General features: G+C 50.8%; 16 protein-coding genes. 5 read left to right on the top strand and 11 right to left on the bottom strand.

What is annotated here, in order from left to right; translation table 11 throughout:
- Positions 1 to 123 precede the first annotated feature (123 nt).
- The 8 genes from VA597_RS15045 to VA597_RS15010 all read right to left on the bottom strand — a co-directional run bounded on the left by VA597_RS15045 (position 124) and on the right by VA597_RS15010 (position 7,767).
- Positions 124 to 1,308 carry a TRAP transporter substrate-binding protein gene (locus VA597_RS15045; RefSeq protein ID WP_326974815.1) on the bottom strand — a complete coding sequence of 395 codons (1,185 nt, stop codon included), beginning with the start codon at positions 1,306 to 1,308 and terminating at the stop codon, positions 124 to 126.
- A 63-nt stretch (positions 1,309 to 1,371) separates the two neighbouring features.
- Entirely contained in the window at positions 1,372 to 2,664 is a 1,293-nt protein-coding gene (locus VA597_RS15040; RefSeq protein WP_128743739.1) for a TRAP transporter large permease, read from the bottom strand.
- An 18-nt stretch (positions 2,665 to 2,682) separates the two neighbouring features.
- Positions 2,683 to 3,174, bottom strand: coding sequence for a TRAP transporter small permease (locus tag VA597_RS15035; protein WP_128743738.1), 492 nt, complete (start codon positions 3,172 to 3,174; stop codon positions 2,683 to 2,685).
- Between the two features lie 54 nt (positions 3,175 to 3,228).
- Positions 3,229 to 3,696: a ribose 5-phosphate isomerase B gene (gene rpiB, locus VA597_RS15030; RefSeq protein ID WP_128743737.1), complete on the bottom strand. Its 468-nt coding sequence runs from the start codon at positions 3,694 to 3,696 to the stop codon at positions 3,229 to 3,231.
- Entirely contained in the window at positions 3,693 to 4,352 is a 660-nt protein-coding gene (gene dhaL / locus VA597_RS15025; protein ID WP_128743736.1) for a dihydroxyacetone kinase subunit DhaL, read from the bottom strand. The genes rpiB and dhaL overlap by 4 nt, the downstream gene beginning before the upstream one ends.
- Before the next feature lie 19 nt (positions 4,353 to 4,371).
- On the bottom strand, positions 4,372 to 5,367 hold the full coding sequence (locus tag VA597_RS15020) for a dihydroxyacetone kinase subunit DhaK (protein WP_128743735.1): 996 nt from the start codon (positions 5,365 to 5,367) through the stop codon (positions 4,372 to 4,374).
- 18 nt (positions 5,368 to 5,385) lie between these two features.
- The gene (locus VA597_RS15015) at positions 5,386 to 6,336 is read right to left on the bottom strand and encodes a phosphoglycerate dehydrogenase (RefSeq protein WP_128743734.1); all 951 of its coding nucleotides are present in this window, start codon (positions 6,334 to 6,336) and stop codon (positions 5,386 to 5,388) included.
- An 18-nt stretch (positions 6,337 to 6,354) separates the two neighbouring features.
- Positions 6,355 to 7,767, bottom strand: a complete 1,413-nt coding sequence (locus VA597_RS15010) for an L-fucose/L-arabinose isomerase family protein (RefSeq protein ID WP_128743733.1) — start codon at positions 7,765 to 7,767, stop codon at positions 6,355 to 6,357.
- 515 nt (positions 7,768 to 8,282) lie between these two features.
- Here VA597_RS15010 and VA597_RS15005 point away from each other — a divergent pair.
- Positions 8,283 to 9,062, top strand: a complete 780-nt coding sequence (locus tag VA597_RS15005; RefSeq protein WP_128743732.1) for an IclR family transcriptional regulator — start codon at positions 8,283 to 8,285, stop codon at positions 9,060 to 9,062.
- A gap of 13 nt (positions 9,063 to 9,075) precedes the next feature.
- Here VA597_RS15005 and VA597_RS15000 read toward each other — a convergent pair whose 3' ends face one another.
- Together VA597_RS15000 and ilvD are read right to left on the bottom strand one after the other, a co-directional pair.
- Positions 9,076 to 10,119: a LacI family DNA-binding transcriptional regulator gene (locus VA597_RS15000; protein ID WP_128743731.1), complete on the bottom strand. Its 1,044-nt coding sequence runs from the start codon at positions 10,117 to 10,119 to the stop codon at positions 9,076 to 9,078.
- A gap of 528 nt (positions 10,120 to 10,647) precedes the next feature.
- Positions 10,648 to 12,321 carry a dihydroxy-acid dehydratase gene (gene ilvD, locus VA597_RS14995; protein ID WP_128743730.1) on the bottom strand — a complete coding sequence of 558 codons (1,674 nt, stop codon included), beginning with the start codon at positions 12,319 to 12,321 and terminating at the stop codon, positions 10,648 to 10,650.
- A 378-nt stretch (positions 12,322 to 12,699) separates the two neighbouring features.
- Between ilvD and VA597_RS14990 the strand changes: the two genes are divergently transcribed.
- From VA597_RS14990 to spoIIID, 4 genes are all read left to right on the top strand, one after another.
- The gene (locus VA597_RS14990) at positions 12,700 to 13,605 is read left to right on the top strand and encodes a dihydrodipicolinate synthase family protein (RefSeq protein WP_128744350.1); all 906 of its coding nucleotides are present in this window, start codon (positions 12,700 to 12,702) and stop codon (positions 13,603 to 13,605) included.
- 53 nt (positions 13,606 to 13,658) lie between these two features.
- Positions 13,659 to 14,654 carry a dihydroxyacetone kinase subunit DhaK gene (locus VA597_RS14985; protein WP_128743729.1) on the top strand — a complete coding sequence of 332 codons (996 nt, stop codon included), beginning with the start codon at positions 13,659 to 13,661 and terminating at the stop codon, positions 14,652 to 14,654.
- 102 nt (positions 14,655 to 14,756) lie between these two features.
- Complete coding sequence (locus VA597_RS14980; protein ID WP_442872780.1) at positions 14,757 to 15,314, top strand: dihydroxyacetone kinase subunit L; 558 nt, start codon at positions 14,757 to 14,759, stop codon at positions 15,312 to 15,314.
- 338 nt (positions 15,315 to 15,652) lie between these two features.
- Positions 15,653 to 15,910: a sporulation transcriptional regulator SpoIIID gene (gene spoIIID / locus VA597_RS14975; protein WP_128743727.1), complete on the top strand. Its 258-nt coding sequence runs from the start codon at positions 15,653 to 15,655 to the stop codon at positions 15,908 to 15,910.
- A 184-nt stretch (positions 15,911 to 16,094) separates the two neighbouring features.
- Here the strand turns inward: spoIIID and VA597_RS14970 are convergent, their stop codons facing one another.
- A complete protein-coding gene (locus tag VA597_RS14970; protein ID WP_128743726.1) occupies positions 16,095 to 16,550 on the bottom strand; it encodes an Lrp/AsnC family transcriptional regulator in 456 nt (151 codons plus the stop codon).
- Positions 16,551 to 16,834 lie beyond the last annotated feature (284 nt).

The following is a 16,834-nucleotide window of genomic DNA, read 5'->3' as shown; positions in this document are numbered from 1 at the left end:
GCTGCAGCGTCAGAGGCCATAAAAACGATCGGCTTTGCCAGATCTAACAAAGAACATGGCGCCCGGCCCTCGACTGAGCGCCATGTTGCTGCATCCCGATTTTAAAATATGCCTGCGGAAAAATCAGTATTTGAATGTAGTCTTGATATCGTTGATAATGTCGGCATATTTCTTGTTGCTCATGTATTTTTCGTCGATCATCTTGGAAGCGTTGTCATAGAATGCCTGCATATCCAGTTGATCCTGCTCGACAATTTTGACATTTGCCTTTTCCATGGTCTGATAGCACTGGTCCGTGAAAGCGGAGATCCGGGTATGGTAATCGTTGGCCAGGTATTTATTCATCAGGCCTTCGAGCAGGGCTTTGTAATCATCCGGCAGGGCTTTCCAGCTTTCCGTATTGGTGTAGTAGCCGGAGCACAGGTAGCAGTGGTTGGTTTTATAGAAGGTGTCGAGGACTTCGTAGAACTTGCCGTCGACCGTGTTGGATGCGGGGTTGTCCTGGCCTTGAACAACGCCGGTCTGCAACGCGGTGTACAGCTCGGTGTAAGCGGTCGGAACAGGGGTTGCGCCCAGTGCGGAAATAACGTCTTTCCAGACCTGAGCTTCCATGCAGCGAACCTTGCAGCCTTTCAGATCCGCCGGGGCCTTGATTTGTTTGTACCCTTTGGTGGAAAGGCAGCGGGAACCGGAACAGTTGAAGCCTAAAGTGACCAAATTAGAGCTGTCTTCGAGCTGTTTCCACAGAGCGAAGCAATCCTTGCTGGTGGACAGATAAGTCAGTTCGTCCTGCTCGCTGTGAAACAAATAGGGCAAAGCAAAGACCCCGATCGTATCCACGTACTGAGGAACGGTAGTGACGTTGGAGGTTACGAACTGTGCGGTGTTGTTGCGCACCAGTTCCAGCGCCTCGGACTCGCTGCCCAGATTACTGTTGTAATAAATGTCCCAGGTAAAGTTCCCGTTTGTAGCTTTTGAAAGGTCATCCGCAATTTCTTTCAGGCAGACGGATTGGGGATTATCCTCTACCAGACAGGCTGCAATCGTCCATTTGATTTTGTCCGTGGAAGTGATTTTGACGTTCGTGTCCGGTTTGGGATCGTCGTCGTGCCAGAAGCACATTCCGGGATAGATGTCACTGGAACCGCCGGCGGCGGAAGACGTGGAGGCTGTTTCGGAAGAGCCTGCTTCGGAAGAGGCTGCCGCGCTTGACGTTGCGCCGGAGGAAGCGGATCCGGAGGAACCACATGCCGACATGGAAACCGTCACTCCCAGTGCAAGCAAAAGTGAAAGAACTTTTTTCATCATGATAACTCCTCTCAAAATTATATTTAACATAAGATGTTAAATCAAAATTACTCCCAAAAGGTTTTATACGGCGAGGCCCAGTAACTGCGGGATAAACAGCGTGACCTCCGGAATCATCGTGACAATCAGCAGGGCGACGAGCATTGGAATCAGCCACGGAACAACGTAGCGGACCACTTTGTTGAACGGGACTCCGGTCGCGCCCGAAAGCATGAACAGGGACTGGCCGTAAGGCGGAGTCATCAGACCGATCATCAGGTTCAGGACGACGACGACGCCGAGGTGGATTTGGCTGATCCCAACGGCCTTCACCAGCGGCTGAAACACGGGGACGAACAGAAGAATGCAAGGGGTGGAGTCGAGGATCATGCCGAAGAAAAGCAGGATGACGTCGATCATCAGCAAAATAACCCATTTGTTGTTTGTGACGCTCAGCATGCCGGTGAGCAGATTCTGTCCCAGATGTTCAAACTGGAGCACCCAGCCGAAGAGAGAGGCGGAAGAAACGATGGACAGCGCCGGCACAATGCCTGAAACGGTCTCATCCACGCAGCCCATAAGGCTTTTCACAGGCATGTCGTGGTAGATCAGGCAGACCACAAAAATACAGTAGGCAATCGCGATGCAGGACGCCTCGGTCGGAGTGAAGTAACCGGACCAGATGCCGCCCATGATAATAACGGGCATCAGCAGCGCGAAGAAGCTTTTTTTCAGCGTGTGTCCGACATCACGCAGGGTGGATTTGCCGTGTACGCTGTAATTGCGCTTTTTTGCGATGAAAAAGACCGCAACGCAGAGAACAAGTCCGATGACTACTCCGGGTCCGATCCCGGCCATGAACAGGGTGCCGACGGAAACCGAAGCGGCCGAACCGTAAATGACCATCGGGATGGAAGGCGGAACGATGGGACCCATGGTGGCGGACGCGGCGGTAACGCCGAAAATCGTATTATCGTCGTAGCCTTCGTCGCGCATGGCCTTGATTTCCACGTTGCCCAGTCCTCCGACGTCTGCCAGAGCGGAACCCGACATGCCGGAGAAAATGAAGGAGGCCAGAACGTTCACATAGGCGAGACCACCGGGCAGATGGCCGACCAGCGCGCGGCAGAAATTGAAGATGCGGTCCGTAATCCCGCCGTTGTTCATGACGATGCCGGCCATCATGAACATAGGGATTGCCAGCAGAACAAAGTTGTCCAGGCTGCCGTACATCTTGGCCATGACCGCCATGTTGTTAATTCCGCCGTGCAGGAAGCAGTAGGCGATGCCGCTGGAGAGCAGAGACATATAGATCGGCGCTCCGCAGAACAAAAAGCCGAAAAAAACAATCAGGTAGATAATGAAAGCAAAGCTCATATCTGATTACGCTCCTCCTTAATGTGATGTTTGTTTCGCAGCTTTCAGGGTGGGAATATGCTCCAGAATTAGCTTTTGGAAGGTGCGGAATACGTTGAGGCAAGCGCTGAACGGGATGATGAATGCGATTGTGCCTTTGTTCAGGTCCATTGCGAAAGTCCTGGCATTTGCGCTGTAGCCGACGTACTTGCAGCCGTATACCGCGATCCAGATGAAAACCAGCGCGGTGACGATATCCCAGAAGATCGTAACTCCTGCGGAAAAGGTGGGGCCGAATTTGTCGACCAGCACTGTCACGCGGATATGCTTGTCGTACATGGTTCCATAGGATAGGCCAAAAAAGATCATCCACACGAAGGTTAGGCGGGAAGCTTCCTCCGTCCAGCCAAACGGGCTGCCGGCCAGCCGGGAAGAGATCCCTGCCAGTACGACGCAGAACATCGCGATAAAGAGAACGATCATGCAAACGCGCTCGAAATTTGCGTTAAGGGATTTAAAAATTTTTTTCATTTCCTGCCTCCTGTTCCTGCAATTGACACTTTAAACCTGTATTTGAATCAGCAATTATCTGCTTGATTCTGCGATATGGGCCCGCTCCAGTTCGTTGATCCTGGCAACCTTCGGCGCGCTTCCGCCTCCTGAAAAATCACAGCTTAACCAGATATCAACGAGAGTTTTGGCCAGTTCCGTGCCGATCACCCGCTCGCCCATGCAAAGAATCTGAGCGTTGTTGCTTTTGCGGCTGCGCTCCGCCGAGAAAGGATCGTGGCAGACAGCCGCACGGACGCCGGGAACCTTGTTTGCGCAGATGCACATGCCGATCCCCGTGCCGCACAAAAGAATGGCGCGCTCATATTTGCCCCGGGCGACCGCGTCGGCGACCGGAAAAGCGACGTCGGGATAAAGAACGGCCGCGCCGGCATCGGCTCCGAAGTCCTTTACGTCCCAGCCCGGGTGATTTTTCGCCAGATGCTCTTTCAAGATGACCTTTAAACGATAAGCTGCTTCATCGCAGCCAATGGCAAGTTTCACTGCAGATTCCCTCCGTTCTGAAGCAAAGCTAAAATACCGTCCGCCATGGAGGTCAGGATAATGCAGCAGGAGGCGGCCCCCGCATCCAGAACCCCTTTGGAGCGTTCTCCAAGACGGCTTGCGCGGCCGTACTTGGCAATCAGATCTTTTGTGGAGTTACGGCCCGCCAGTGCGGCTTTTTTCATTTCTTTCAAGGCCTCCGCAAACGGCGTGCCCGCCGCCGCGGTTTTTTTCAGGATTTCCACCGAAGGGGAGAGGGTATCGACCAGAGTCTTGTCACCAACCCGCGCGTCCACAATCTCATACAGCCCGTTCAGACCCGCTTCCAGCATTTTCGCCAGCAGGGGAAGATCAATTTCATCGGCTCCCTCGGCCGCTTCGGCCATATCCATGAAAATCGTGCCGTAAATCGGTCCCATGGAGCCGCCGATTTCGTTGAACAGAATGTTTCCCAATTCGTCCAGGCCCTCGGAGAATCCGGTTTCTTCCGCGGCAAAACGATTTTCGAAAACGGTAAATCCCTTCGCCATATTTGCGCCGTGATCTCCGTCGCCGATCAGCCCGTCCACATCGCCGAGGAACGTCCTGTTTTCCTGAATGGCCTTGACCATCGCCAACAGCACGGATTTTCCCGCGCTGTTTTCAAAATCGTCCATTTTTTGCCTTCTTCCCGATTCAGAACTGCTTCAGGCCCACTGTGCAGGCCGATGCGTCCACTAATTCTTTCAGTTCGCTGTCCACTTTCATGACGGTCAGGGTCGCCCCCATCATATCAAGAGAAGTAAAATAGTTGCCCACGTAGGAGCGGTGAATCCGGATTCCCTTTTTTGTCAGAATGGTTTCAATCTCGTTATAAAGAACGTACTGCTCCATCAGCGGAGTTGCGCCCAGGCCGGACACCAGCACCACAACTTCATCGCCGGCCAAGAACGGATAATCCGGGAGGACGATGTCCGTCATGCGGCGGGCGATCTGCGAAGCGGATTCCAGTGGACAAACCTCGACGCCGGGTTCCCCGTGATGGCCGATGCCGACTTCCATGGTGCCTGGCTTGATCTCAAAATTAGGATGCCCCACCGAGGGAAGCGTGCATGGCTGCAGCCCGATGCCCACGCTGCGGCAGTTGTCGATCGCCTTTTGCGCAACGGCGATCACTTCGTCAAGACCGGCGCCCTGAGCCGCCTTCGCGCCGGCGGCTTTCCACATCAGGATTTCACCCGCCACGCCTCTGCGCTTTTCCCTCTGGTCCTTCGGGGCGCTGGCCACGTCGTCGTTTGCCACTACGGTTTTTACGGTAATTCCCTGTTTCCCGGCCATCTTCACGGCCATTTTTACATTCATGTTGTCCCCGGAGTAATTGCCGTACAGGCAGGCCACGCCCTTTCCGGTATCAGTGGCCCTGAAAGCTTCCAGAAACGCGGCCGCGGTAGGGGAGGAGAAAATTTCGCCGACGGCGGCCGCATCGCACATTCCCCTGCCGACATAGCCGATAAATGCCGGCTTGTGGCCGCTTCCCCCGCCGGTCACAACGGCTACTTTTTCCGATGGAATGTTTTTCGCTTTTACCACACGGGAATGTCCGGGGCTTTCCACCAGATCGGAATGCGCTTTCAGAAAGCCTTTCAGCATTTCATCCACGATGTTATCCGGATGATTCAGAATTCTCTGCATGATTTTTCACCCCTGCCTTTATACCAGTTTGTGCTGCGGAACCCTGCCGGAGAAGACGTCCAGCAAGGCCTGCGCGGTGATGACGCCCGTCTGCGTCCAGTTCTCATAGGATTCTGCGGCAACGTGCGGCGTACACAGGTATTGCTGCATGCTGAAAAGCGGATTATCCACGGCGGGCGGTTCGCCGTCGAATACATCGGTGCCGTAACCGGCTACTTTTCCTTCCTTCATGGCGGCATAAACCGCGGCTTCGTCTACCACGGAACCGCGCGCGGTGTTGATAAGCATCACGCCGCTTTTCATCAGGCCGATTGTGTCCCGGTTGATCATGTGAGCGGTCTCGGGTGTGGCCGGTGTGTGCAGGCTTAAAATATCGGCCTGGGCCAAGACCTCGTTTTGGCTTGTCAGCTTCACGCCGAGCTGAGCGGCGGCTTTTTCATCCGGGTATTTATCGTAAGCGAGAACCCGCACGTGAAAAGGCTCCAATTTTTCGCAGAGGCTGCGCCCGACCGAACCGAATCCCAGAAGGCCGACGGTTTGTCCGCGCAGTTCATGGTGCATAACCCGGGACCAGCGGCCCTCCCGGATGGACCGGTCGCATTCTCCCAGATGGCGCAGCAGGCCCAAAATCAGCATCAAAGCATGTTCCGCGACGGAGTTTGTATTGACTCCGGGGCAATTTGTTACTGTAATCCCGCGCCGCTCACAGGCCTTTAAGTCCAAATTGTCCACCCCTACGCCAAAGCGGGCAATCGCTTTCAGCTTTGGGGCTAAAGACAGCAGCTTTTCGTCCCAGACGTCGACGCCGGCCACCACGCCGTCAACATCGGCGACAATATCTTTGAGGTCGCCAAAGCCCATGGGCCGGCCGAGTTCGTTTATGACAAGTTCGCAGCCGTTTTCTTTCAGCAGCCTGATGCCATCCGGGCACAGATTCCGATAGTTCGGCAGAGCTGACAGCACTTTCATTTCAGACAACTCCCTCGTTTATGCTTCTAACATGTCAATCTCAATGTGCAGCATTTTGCAGATCATTTTGAGTTCATCCACGTGATTGCCGTATACCGCATGGCAGTGGTTGGCGTCAAAGTTGTTCAGAAAAATCTGATGATCAAAAGGCAGCTTGGCAAAAACATGGGGCCATTCTTTTGTTGTCTCCGCTTCCTTTTCCACCGGCATTGAGACAAATTCGCACGGAATGATCACCATGCGGTATTTTCCCTCGCTGCGGCAGAGGCGCGCGATCGTCGCCTTGCCGGGTTTTGTCTGCATATTTACATGGCAGCCGCCGCCCGCATAGATGTCCAGCGCGGGATAGAGCGTAACTTTGGCCAGATTTTCCTTATAGTCGTCACTGGCCGCCGCGTAGTATGTGGACTGGGAACCGCAGTTGCAGAATACCATCACATCGTTTTCCGCGTCGTAATGCCGCACATCCATAAAGATGACCGGGTCGTCGGTGAGAAGCTTCAGAATCTCCATGGTCAGAGCCGCGTCGCTGTCCGCTTCGCAGGCGCAGACACAGGGAGGTTTCGGGCCGTCCCAGTCATAGGGATCATTCAGAAATGCCGCGGAAAGACATTCGGTGCAGTAATGGCGGCTCATTTCATAGTGACATTTAACCCCTATAAAATCGAGCTGATTTTCATCAATCAATTTTTTAGTGGCCTGGTAATGACGGATCTGGGTCTTCAGCTTTTCCGGCGTGAAGGTTGTGCCGTTATAGGCGATTTTTCCCACGTTCTGGGTCAGCCAGCGGAACGCTTTCTCCACTTCTTCCTCAGGGATGTTCTCCGCTTCCCTGACGATTTCGGACTGGTCGATATGCTCCACATCGATTCCGAAAAGTTTTTGCCAGTCCTGCATGGAAACCGTGGAACTGTACATTCCCAGGCTGCGGCCACCGAACAAACCGTATTTCATACCGTTCAACGAATTAACAACCATGGCACAACGGGCAAAAGTGACGATTTGCTCCAGAACATCAGGTTGCTGAACATCGCCTGCAACTCGGAAATGATCGATGCCAAGATGGTGAAGAGCTCCTCCGGCAGCCAGCATGGCCACCATGCCCGGCCAGTCCGGATTGAGATTTGCCGCTAACAGGAAAGGTCCCTTTCCGTTTTGGGCGGCAATCGCGCTGAAATTGGGGAATGCGAACACACCATAAGAAAACAAAGTGGCGTCCACGTTCTTTTTCTTCATTTCTTCCGCGAGATGTTTTGCACTTTGTACACTGTTTACCTGCGTATCAGTGACGAGTACGTCTATCCTTCCGTCCGCTCTCAGAGCGTCCACGATGGCGTCCACCTGAGCTTGCACGATTCCCTTCAGTTGAAGATGTACCTCAGGATCACCATCGGAAAAACCTAAAACTCCTAAAACCGGCTTCCTTGACATAAGTGCCTCCTTTAAGTGCGTTTACGCATCTTAACAAATGCAATTATAATTTTTACATATGAAATAGAAAGACAACATATGAAATTACAATTTCATTTTATGTCCATGCAATTTAAAAGTCAAGGAAGAAAGTAGTTAATTTCCACAATTTGGCTTATTCAACAAAATAGCCATAAAAATTTTATAATAACTCACAATATAAGACATTTTTTAATAATAAAAAGCAAACGAATCTAACTTGACAGGTGAAAAGTTAAAAAATATCGAATATCTACTGACGGTATTGTTTACCGCTGTATCATTCTGCTTATATTACAATATAGAACGTCAAAATATACAATTTCTGTTTTGTGCAAGATTTTAGAATCTCTTGTGAAAGAATTCGCAATTTTCTGTCTGGAAATAATATGGGTGTTGAAGTAATATAATATTAGAACAAATGCGAAAAAAATGAATCCAAGGTTCCAACCCCTTGGAAAGCCAAAGCGGCTGCAAAAGAAGGATGTAGAAGAAATATGAAGCCACAAAACATAACTGTTCCCGCCTTGGAGCGGGCGTTGAATATTCTGGAGTATTTGGCAAAGGCCAACCGTCCGGTTACCTTAAAAACATTGGCGGGCGATTTGGACATTCCCATCGCGTCGGCGTTCCGCTTGGTGAAGAACTTGGTCAGCCGCGGTTATGTGAAGGAGCATGCCGGCGGGCAGACCACATATGTGCTGGGAGGGCAGATCTCGTTTTTGGCTGTCTCTTATGAACAGGGGATTTCTCTTCAGGCAAAGGCTGAGCCATTTATGCGCGACTTGGCGGAGAAGCTGAAACAGACAGTACAGTTGGCTGTGATGAAAAATGGAACTTTGCAGTATATCAGTCAGACATTGTCGGCTTCGACTACAAATGTCAACGTGGTGGCACCCTTGTACACTCCTTTGAATATACACACCAGCGCCGCCGGAAAGATCCTGTTCAGTTATCTTTCCGGGGAACAGCAAACCGAATGTCTTCATAAGATGCAGTTTACCCGCGCCACAGAAAAGACGATTACCGATGCGGAAGCATTTGTTACGGAAACGATTATGAGCCGTCAGCACGGCTATGCGGTGGATATGGAGGAATATGCGAAAGGAATCGGCTGTCTTGCGATTCCGGTTTTCAGCAGAGACACATGCGTCGCGGCACTGGGAATCACGGGCAGTATCTCAAACTACAAGAATACGGAACACTTCTCTTTTTTGCTGCAGCAACTGCAAAAAAGTGCCGAAGAGCTCTCTCAGACTTTGCTTTTCTATGCTTAAAGGCAGTCATATCTTACACCGGGGCTTCCCCGGCGCGATCCGGATTCCCCAAATGCGATCGGCGCAGGATTATTTCACAGGGAAGAACAATTTTGATTCCGGTAGTGTCTTCTCCGTTCAAAGTGCGCATCAGCAGCTCTGCACCTTCTTCACCAATACGGTAAGGATTTTGAAAGGTTGCTGTAATGGTCGGGTTGGTAACCTGCATCCAGTCGCTGTCATCGTAGCTCACGACGGATACGTCTTCTGGTGATTGAATCCCATGGGCGTTGAAATAGCTGAGTACCCCGAGGAGAAGGACATTGTTCGCCACAAAAATGGCGTCCGCTTTTTCCCGCATCAAAAGCTCCGTGGCTTTTTCTCCATCCTTAACGCTGTATTTCAAATTTTTGAAAATCAGCTCTTCTTGGGTGGGAAGAGAAAGCTCCTGCATCCCGCGGCAATATCCCAGATAACGGTCGTAAGTTGTGGAAAATTCCATATTTCCACCCAAAAATGCGATGCGTTCACGCCCCCCCTCCGCCAGAGTATGAACGGCCCGGCAGGCCCCTTCCACATTATCGGAATAGACCATCGGCAGCCTGCTTCCTTCGACACGGCGGTCAAGGAGGACCAGCGGCAGGTTAAACGCGCAGATCTTTTCCAGAACTTTTAAGTGCCTTGTTGGCGGAACCAAAAGGATTCCGTCCACCAGGCGCTTTTTTAACAATTGGAAATTGTCCAGCTGCTTTTCCAATTCCAGCTCGGGGAAAGTAGCAATCATCAGGTCATAATCATTTGCGGCTAGATGTTCCCTGGCTCCGTTCAGAACGTCAAAGAAGAAACTGTTAGTGGAGTTGTTTGGCTCTGTCGCCGGGATCAAAAGGGCTACGATTTTCGAACGGTTAGTCTTCAGCATCTGGGCCGCGAGATTGGGGGTATACCCAGTTTGCCGGATGGCTTCCTCTACCAGCCGCTTGCTTCGTTTTGAAACCGCCCGGGTCCCGTTGATTGCGTGGGACACCGTCGTTACCGAAAGGCCGGTCATCTGAGCAATTGTTTTTAAAGATACATTCAAAAGAATCTCCTCCAATGGATTCGTTTAGATGATTGCGATATTTTAGGTTTGGCAGGTTGAATGAATGAAAGTGTATTTGCTGTTAGATAAGAAAACATGTTAAATGTAAAACGATTGTATATATGAAGATCAGACGAGACATAAATTTTCCCGATCAATACGAAAATATCAAAAGATATTAGAAGTAATAGACTTAAAATACGAATAATCAGCCAAATTTTTCGCCTAAATTATATGCCAAACGTTTTACATATTCTATATATACCACATCAAAAAGGTTTCGTCAATTGTTATAATGCACATTATCTGCGAATATTTATATGCTGAATAACGGATTAGAGAAGACTGTACGCTCGTGATCGAAAGCTTTTTATGATTAAGCAGCGCCTAAAGAAAAACGTTTAGGCTTTTCCGAGTGAAAATGAAATTGCTTTCGGAAGAAATGCTTTGAAAAACATGAAAACGCCGGGACGGCAAAATCGGCTGCCGCCCTGGCTTCTCTGCTGGAATATTCACTATGGGGATGATTTACCGGTTGCGGAGAATGGCACCTTTATCGGCGGATTCAGCTAAACGGGCGTACAAATTCAAATACCCCTTCAGCTTTTTAGGAGGCCGCGGTGTAAACTGCGCGAGACGGGATTTAAGCTCCGTATCAGGAATCAGCAGGTCCAGTGTGCCCTTTTCCACGTCGATTCGGATTCTGTCCCCGTCGCGGACTACCGCGATGGGACCGCCCTCGCTGGCCTCGGGAGAGATATGCCCTACAAAACAGCCGTTGTTTGTGCCGGAAAATCTTCCGTCCGTGATGACGGCGGTGGAGAGCGCCAGATTCTGACCGTAAAGCAGCTTCATTAATCGGACCATTTCCCGCATGCCCGGTCCCCCTTTGGGCCCTTCGTAGCGGACCACCAGAACTGTCCCGGAACGGATGCGGCCAGCCATCACCGCCTCACCGGCTGCATCTTCTGAGTCGAAACAGGCCGCGACTCCTTCAAAGCGCAGCATGGAAGGGTCGATGGCGGTGGGCTTTGTGACGGCCGTATGCGGGGCCAGATTCCCGCGCAGCACTGCGAGGCTTCCCCACTGATGCCAGGCGTGAGGAATGGAATGAATGATATTGTTTTCCACTGGGGGAAGATCCGCAAGGACCTGAGCCCAACTTTTTCCGGTACAGGTCATGGCGTCCGTTTCTAAGAGCGTTTCCAGCTGCTTCATAACAGCCGGCACGCCGCCCGCTCTATAAAAAGCCGGCACGTTTTCGGAACCGTTCGGATAGATCATGGCCAAATGGGGTGTGCGGCGGGCGATTTCGTCGATTTCATTCATTGTAAATTCGCATTCGGCTTCATAAGCGATGGCTGGAAAGTGCAGCGCCATGTTTGTGGAACCGCCGATCGCCATGCCGAGCCGCAGGGCGTTGCGCAGTCCCTTCTTATTGATCAGTTTTCGGGAAGTCAAACCGTCCTCCGCCATCTTTACGATACGTCGCCCGGATTCCTGGGCGGCGCGCCGGCGTTCCGCCAGAACTGCCGGAATCATGCTGCTGCCGGGCAGACACATACCAAGGGCTTCCGTAATGGCGCACATGGTGTTGGCTGTGCCCAGAAAGGAGCAGGAACCGCAGGAGGGATTGGACTCCGCTTCCAAACGAATGTACTCCTGCTCGGTGATGAGGCCTTTGCTCAGCATTCCCAATGCTTCAACCATGCTGGAGTTGTCCGACTCGCGCCCGTCAAACAGACATCCGCCCAGAGCGGGACCGCCGTTGACGAGGAGGGCGGGAATGTCCAGGCGGGCGGCGGCCATCAAGAGGCCCGGAACCACCTTGTCGCAGCTGCCCAACAAAACCAGACCGTCCAGATGATTGACCTGGGCCATGATCTCCACTTCGTTTGCAATGAGATCCCGGGCCGGCAGGATATAATGCATACCGTCATTTCCGCATGCCATCCCGTCGCACGGGCCGATGATTCCAAACTCCACAGGGGTGCCGCCGGCCTGCAGAATTCCGTCCTTGACGCAGTCCGCCACCTGCCGCAGATTGTCGTGCCCCGGATTCGCCCTGCTCCAGGAATTGGCGATGCCGATCAAAGGCCTGGAAAGGTCGTAGTCGCTGTAACCCATTCCTTTGTACAAAGCCCGGATGCTGGACCAGACGGGCCGGGATAAAATCTTTTGACTTCTGAACTGCTTTCCCATATTCTGTCCTCCTCCACTCGTTTCAACACCAAAAGGAATTTTATTAACCCAAACAATAACACGAAAAGCAATAAAAATCAATTCCTGAAAATATTGAACAACTGTTTTTAGGAATGAAAATATAGTTTCAGATATGAAAAATATGCTTGACTTTCTACGGCTCCGATGCTAACATTATGTTTAACAGAAAGAATCGCTTTGCATTTCTTTTTTTATGATAACTCCCCAACTACGCTTTTCGCGGGGACCGGTTCCGGAAGGGAACACGACGCGTTAGGTGAGACGTTTTGGATATTTTACGGGAATTAGCATGAATCCTCTCAGTTCAGTTTGAGAGGATGAAATAAAACAAAAGGAGTCTTCAACATGCAAAAGAGTATGCAGAAATTATTTGGCACGGTTGTCCCTATTGTGACCCCGCTTACGGAAGAAGACAAAATTGATGTCGAAAGTTTGAAACATCTGGTGGATCATTGCATCGACAATGGGCTGCAGTGCCTGTATCCCTGCGGCACAACCGGTGAGATGATGTATCTGACCGTCGAAGAGCGCAAGCTGGTCACGGAGACGGTTGTCAAATATGCCAACAGACGTGTTCCCGTTTTTGCGCAGGTCGGCGCATGGAATCTGGCCGATACAATTGAACTTGCAAAGCATGCGGTAGCGGTAGGCGCGGATGGGATCGGCGTTGTCACTCCTGTTTTCTATAAACTGAGCGACCAGGGACTGGTGAATTTTTATGAAGCTGTGGCAAAGAGCGTACCGGTGGATTTCCCGGTCTATTTGTACAGCATTCCGCAGAATGCCGTGAACGACATCAATCCGGCGACGGCGGAGGCGATTGCAAAGAAATGTCCGAATGTGGTCGGTATCAAATACAGCTATCCCGATTTTACCAGACTGCAGCAGCTCATGCTGATCCGAAACCAGACGTTCAGCGTTCTTGTCGGACCGGATCATCTATTTGAAGCGCTGTGCGCCGTGGGCGGCGACGGTACCGTTTCCGGCAACGCGATGTGCATTCCGGAGCACTATGCCAAAATATGGGAAGCCGTTGAGGCGAAGGACTATGAGCTGGCAACCAAATATCAGCGCCGGACCAATGTGCTGAATGCTGTAATGTGCTCGATCAACAATATCGCGGCATATAAAGTGATCTTAAAGAGCGAAGGCGTGATTGCCACCACAAAGATGCGCCGCCCGATGGAGAATCTGACACCGGAGCAGGAAGCGGATCTCCTGGCGGCGATGAAGCGCCTGGATTACCGTAAGGTGATCGTCTGATCCCGTAACATCCGGCAGTAACTTGGATGGGAAAATTGCTGGAGGAATTTTAAATGAAAAAAATCATAAACAAACCCGAAACATATGTTGAGGACATGCTCAGGGGAATCTATGCCGCTCACGGGGATCAGGTCAAATACGCGGCGGACGATCTCCGCTGTTACTGCACGGCAGAAAAAAGGCCCGGAAAAGTTGCCATTGTTACGGGCGGCGGCACGGGACATCTGCCTTTGTTCCTTGGTTATGTAGGAGAGAATTTGCTGGATGGCTGCGGCGTGGGGGGCGTGTTTCAATCTCCGTCGGCTGACCAGATCTACAGCATTTCCAAAGAGGTGGAATCGGGCGGAGGAATTCTTTATCTTTATGGGAACTATACCGGGGATATCATGAATTTCGACATGGCCGCAGAAATGTGTGAAATGGATGACATTCAGACTCGCTCCATTGTCGGTGCGGACGATGTTAACTCCAACGCGGATTCGCGTGCGCGGCGCGGCGTGGCGGGGATCTTCTTTATGTACAAATGTGCCGGCGCAAAGGCGGCCGGAGGCGGTACGCTAGATGAGGTCCTTGAGGCGGCCCGGAAGGCAAAGGACAATACTCGCACGGTGGGGTTTGCTTTGACTCCCTGCATTATCCCAGAAGTCGGTCATCCGAATTTTACCTTGGCCGAGAATGAGATGGCCATGGGTATGGGAATCCACGGAGAACCGGGTGTATGGAACGGTCCTTTGAAAACCGCCGATGAGCTGGCAAAAGAATCGCTTGAAACTCTGCTGAACGATATGCCCGTCAATTCCGGTGAAGAAGCCTGCGTTCTGGTCAATGGGCTTGGGGCGACCTCAGCGGAAGAACTTTATATTTTATACGACTCCATTCGGAAACTTCTGGTTCAGAGGGGAATCCGTATATACCGCAGCTTTGTGGGAGAGTATGCCACTTCCATGGAGATGGCGGGCGCATCCGTTTCCATTTGCAGAATGGTCGATCAGGAAATGAAGGACCAGATTGATTTGCCGGTAAAAACCCCGTTTTATACCCAGACATAAGGAGAGCGAAAGGCTATGGATATAATTACTTTACAGGAGTTGCCGGAACTGTTCATCTGTATTGCGGAGACTTTTTCAGAAAAAAAAGAAGAACTCTGCCAAATGGATGCAAAAATGGGCGACGGCGATTTGGGTCTGACCATGTGCAAGGGTTATGGTTCGTTGCCGGATCTTATTCGTCAGTATGCGGAGCCGGGTGATATTGGAAAGGTTCTGATGAAAGCGGGCGTGAAGATGGCTTCTGTTGTGCCCTCCACAATGGGGACGCTGATGGCCAGCGGCGTTATGGAAGGCGGGAAGGCACTGAGGGGTAAGAGCAGAATCGGCCCTGCCGAACTCTCCGACTATTTAGCCGCGTTTGCCGCGGGAATTCAAAAGCGTGGGAAATGTCAGCTTGGGGATCGAACAGTATTAGACGCTCTCGATGCCGGAGCGAAGAGAGCGGCTATCGCCGCCTCTATGGCAGGTGCTACCCTGAAAACCGTAATTGACGCGGCGGCAGAGGGTGCGGCGGTTGGAATGGAGACCACAAAAGAGATGAAACCGAAGTATGGAAAAGCTGCGGTTTTTGCAGCGAGAGCAGTTGGAACTCCAGACCAGGGGGCTATGGCTGGATATTATATGATCGAGGGTATGCGGCAATATATAAATCAGATGTAGAGATTCGAAACCAATCCTTAGGTTCCATAATTTTTTGAGGGGAATCGCCGTTTTATCTCGTGTCGGATGAGTAGCGACTCCCCGATCTAATATGAAAATCCGTGGCGATGTCAAGTGTTTACTTTGGCGTTGAGTATAAACATGCGCATTAGGATCGGCCGTCGTCTATTAAAAAACATGATAATAAACTGTCCGTTTCTTCGCGGATAAAGCGTTCGAGGTATGAGAGGAAGACATGAAGAAGCGGCTTACTGCCCTTTTGCGAGTTTTCTCCTTGTACTAAAATACCATCCTCCTGCATACCTATTAGCAATCGGATTCGTTTGGAGGGTGGAGCAGTGAAAGGTATTGTGGAAGAACGCGCCGTGGAGCTTGGCGAATATATTGTACAGAACAAAGCGACTGTGCGCAGCACGGCAAAAAAATTTGGCGTGAGCAAGAGCACGGTACATAAAGACGTTGCGCAGCGCTTGAAAGCCATTGATCCGCAGCTCTATAAAAAGGTCAAGATCATTTTGGAGTTCAACAAATCTCAGCGCCATATCCGCGGCGGAATCGCCACGCGGCTGAAATATAAAAAAAACGCCGCCAATTGACAGCCCGGCCGGATTTGATGGTTCCTTTCCGCTTTTGCTGACCACAAGCTTTTCCTTCGTGTGGCGGATGAAAGCGGGAGGAGCCTTTTTCTATAAAAATAAGCGGGATACGCTTTGAATGGTTTTGCCAAATCAAAGCGTATCCCGCTGGTTCGATTTTTTCAGGGCCGCGTTCAGCCCTTTTTCAATTTTCACATGAGTCGCTTTCCAGAACCGTGATGCCACGTGGCTCCACTGGGGTTGAAAACACGATCTGTGTTTCCGTCGGTCCGAATTTCTGCAGTTGGCCGATAAATTCATCCAGTTCCATGGTGCTGTGATAAATGACCTTGATGAGCATGGAGTAGTTTCCGGTGACACAGTTGCATTCCACCACGTTGGGGCAGGAGCGGATAAAAGGGTAGAATTCCGGCTTTTGATTCGGGGACATCTGCAGGTTGATAAACGCCTTGATATGATACCCGAGTTTATACTGGTTCACCGACGCGTGATAGCCGCTGATCAGTCCCTGCTTTTCCAGTTTTTCGATTCTGGCGGAAATTGCGGGGGATGACAGAAAGACTTTTTTCGTCAGCGTTTTGATTGGAATCCGCGCGTTTTCCTGTAGGGCGGAAATCAATGTGGCGTCGATTTTGTCCATGATTCATCACCTCATAAAAGATTAACATTATTTATTATTTACAGGCGGGATATTAAAATAAAAAAGGAACAAGCCAGAAAATTAAACTGACATGCCCCTTCGCAATTTATTTAATTATAAATCATTTTAAAATATTTTCAAGTGCGCAAAATAAATATTTTTCCTATTTTCTGTCGCGCCAATTACAATTCTTCTTTTGCCACAGTGACAGTGGAAGAAAATAAAAAATGCAAAGGAAAAAACCGTAAAGACCAACGGTTTGCCCCTTTGCACTTTATTTTATT

The sequence above is a fragment of the Caproicibacter sp. BJN0012 genome (assembly GCF_035986805.1).
GTDB lineage: Bacteria > Bacillota > Clostridia > Oscillospirales > Acutalibacteraceae > Caproicibacter.
Note: the sequence above shows the minus strand (reverse complement) of the source record. Positions and strands in the feature narration are given on the sequence as shown.